At 67.4% G+C, this 2,684-nt stretch carries 2 protein-coding genes; both read left to right on the top strand.

What is annotated here, in order from left to right; genetic code table 11:
* Position 1 precedes the first annotated feature (1 nt).
* Complete coding sequence (locus tag EA346_RS06905) at positions 2–571, top strand: LemA family protein (RefSeq protein WP_296756968.1); 570 nt, start codon at positions 2–4, stop codon at positions 569–571.
* 31 nt (positions 572–602) lie between these two features.
* The gene (locus EA346_RS06900; protein WP_296756966.1) at positions 603–2,672 is read left to right on the top strand and encodes a M48 family metallopeptidase; all 2,070 of its coding nucleotides are present in this window, start codon (positions 603–605) and stop codon (positions 2,670–2,672) included.
* Positions 2,673–2,684 lie beyond the last annotated feature (12 nt).

Genomic DNA, 2,684 nt, shown 5'->3' with positions numbered 1-2,684 from the left:
GCTGGGCGTCATCGTCGCCCTGGTGTTCTTTGTTTTCAGTATCTACAACGGGCTCGTGCTGGCCCGGAACCAGTACAAGAACGCCTTCGCGCAGATCGACGTGCAGCTGACCCGGCGCCACGACCTGATCCCGAATCTCGTCGAGACGGCCAAGGGCTACATGGGTCACGAGCGCGAGACCCTGGAGGCCGTGGTGCAGGCCCGCAACGCGGCGGTCAGCGGCCTGAAGGCGGCGGCGGCCGACCCCGGCAATCCCGATGCCATGCAGGAACTCGGTGGGGCGGAAAACCAGCTCACCCAGACCCTGGGCCGCCTGTTTGCGCTGTCCGAGTCCTACCCTGACCTGAAGGCCAGCCAGAACATGATGCAGCTGTCCGAGGAACTCGCGAGTACGGAGAACCGGGTGGCCTTCGCGCGACAGGCCTACAACGATGCCGTGATGGCCTACAACAACAAGCGCGAGGTCGTTCCCAACAACTTCATCGCCGGCATGTTCAATTTTGGCCCGGCACAACTGCTGCAGATCGAGGACAAGAGCGTGCGCGAGGTGCCGAAGGTGACCTTCGGCTGAGTCTTCGGGCATACGGCGAGGGACTGGGGCGATGGATTTCTTCGGCGAGCAACGCCGCGCGGTCGGGCAGTCGAGGCGCCTGCTGGTTCTGTTCGCGATCGCGGTGATCCTGATCGTGGTCGTGGTCTCCGGCATCGTCGCGCTGGGCTGGATCGCATTCTACGACGGCGAGGCAATGACCCGGGGTCCGACACCCGGCGAGGTGATCCCGGTCGCGGTGATCGCCGGCCTGATCACGCTCGCGGTGATCGCGCTGGCCAGCTGGACGCGCACCAGCCGCCTGCGCCAGGGCGGCGGCGTGGTGGCGCAGGAGCTGGGCGGTACCCTGATTCCCCCCGATACCACCAACCCGAGTTACCGACGGCTGCGCAACGTGGTCGAGGAGATGGCGATCGCCTCCGGTATCCCGGTGCCCGAGATCTATGTGCTGGAGCAGGAGCCCGGGATCAACGCCTTTGCCGCCGGGTACACGACTTCCGATGCGGCCATCGGCGTCACCCGCGGCTGTCTCGAGCAGATGAGCCGGTCGGAACTGCAGGGGGTGATAGCACACGAATTCAGCCACATCCTCAACGGCGACATGCGCCTGAACATCCGGCTGGTAGGGCTGCTGTTCGGCATCCTGATGCTCTCGATTCTGGCCCGCATGGTCATGCGCGGCGCGCGCGGCAGTCGCGACAGCCGCGGTACAGCGCCGATCCTGATGGTGGCTTTGGCGGTGGCGGTGATCGGCTCCATCGGCATGTTTTTCGGCCGGCTGATCAAGGCCGGGCTGTCTCGCCAGCGGGAATACCTGGCAGACGCCTCGGCCGTACAGTTCACGCGGGACAACACCGCGGTGGCCGGTGCGCTGAAGAAGATCGCCATCACCGCGCAGGGATCACAACTGGCGATGGCCGACGGGGAGGAGATCAGCCACATGCTGTTCGGCGATGGCGTCGGCTATTCCCGTCTGTTCGCGACGCATCCGCCGTTGATGGACCGCATCCAGCGCCTGGACCCGGGCTTTCGGCCCGAACAACTCCGGGATCTCGCGGTGCAGTGGCAGCGGCGCCGAAAAGCCGAGCAGGAAGCTGAAGAAGCGGCGGAGTTGCAGGATGCCCGTAATCGGTTTCCCGGCGGGCTGGGCTCTCTCCCGGGAAGCGAGGCGCTGCCCGGCGGCGTGGTCGGTGGGGTACTTGCGGGTGCGATCCTTGCCGGGGGCGCTGCCTCGGGTTCCGGGACGTCGGCGGGGGAGGCCGGTAGTGCCGGGAGTCGCCCGCCGACGGACACGCGGGATCCGTCGGTGGCCCGGCTCGTCGCCAATCCCAGCCTCGACCACGTTCGCTACGCGGAGTTGATCCGCGCGGATCTTCCGGAGGCGCTGGCGGATGCCGCACACATGCACGACCATGCGATCGACCTTGTGCTGGCGGTACTGGTCGACGCCGCTGGTCGCGCTCCGGCTGCGCATCTGGAGCGCATCGCGGAGCACCGCGGGGCCGACTCGCGGGCGGCAGTCGAGGCGTTGCTGCCGCATTTCGCCCAGCTGCACCCGGTGCAGCGCACGCCCCTGCTGGCCATCGCTTTTCCCGCGCTGAAGCGCCGCCCTGTGCCCGAGCTGATGGCATTCCGAGAGCTTGTCGATGTGCTGATCCATCTCGACGGCGAGGTCAGCCTGTTCGAGTACGCGCTGGGCCGCGACCTGGCGTCGCATCTGGAGGAAGCGCGGCATCCGTCGAGTGCGCGCGTGTTCGGCACGGTGCATCTGCCTGAGGTACAGGCCGAGGCGGCGACCGTGCTGGCGGTGCTGGCCATGCACGGCCACGAGGATGACGAAGCGGCGCGCCAAGCCTACCTGAAGGGCCTGTATACGCTGCTGCCGCAGGCGTCGATTCCCTATGCGCCGCCACAGGACTGGGTAGCGGCGCTGGACCAGGCCCTGCCGAAACTCGATCGCCTGGAGTCTGTCGCCAAGGCGCTGCTGCTGGAGGCGCTCCTGGCGACGCTGCACCACGACGGGCGGATCACCACGCAGGAGTCGGAGCTGCTGCGCGCCGTGTGCGCGGCCGTGCATTGTCCGCTGCCGCCGTTCCTGCCGCAGCAAGCCGGCGGGAATTGAAATGCCTGGCAC

This window comes from Thioalkalivibrio sp. (assembly GCF_007692535.1).
In the GTDB taxonomy this organism is placed as follows: Bacteria; Pseudomonadota; Gammaproteobacteria; order Ectothiorhodospirales; family Ectothiorhodospiraceae; genus Thioalkalivibrio.
The sequence above is the reverse complement of the archived record's forward strand: the minus strand, read 5'-3'. Positions and strand labels throughout refer to the sequence as shown.

Bases quoted from the DNA above. Each gene is read 5' to 3' on its own strand.
- EA346_RS06900 (WP_296756966.1), top strand. From the start codon at position 603: ATGGATTTCTTCGGCGAGCAACGCCGCGCGGTCGGGCAGTCGAGGCGC.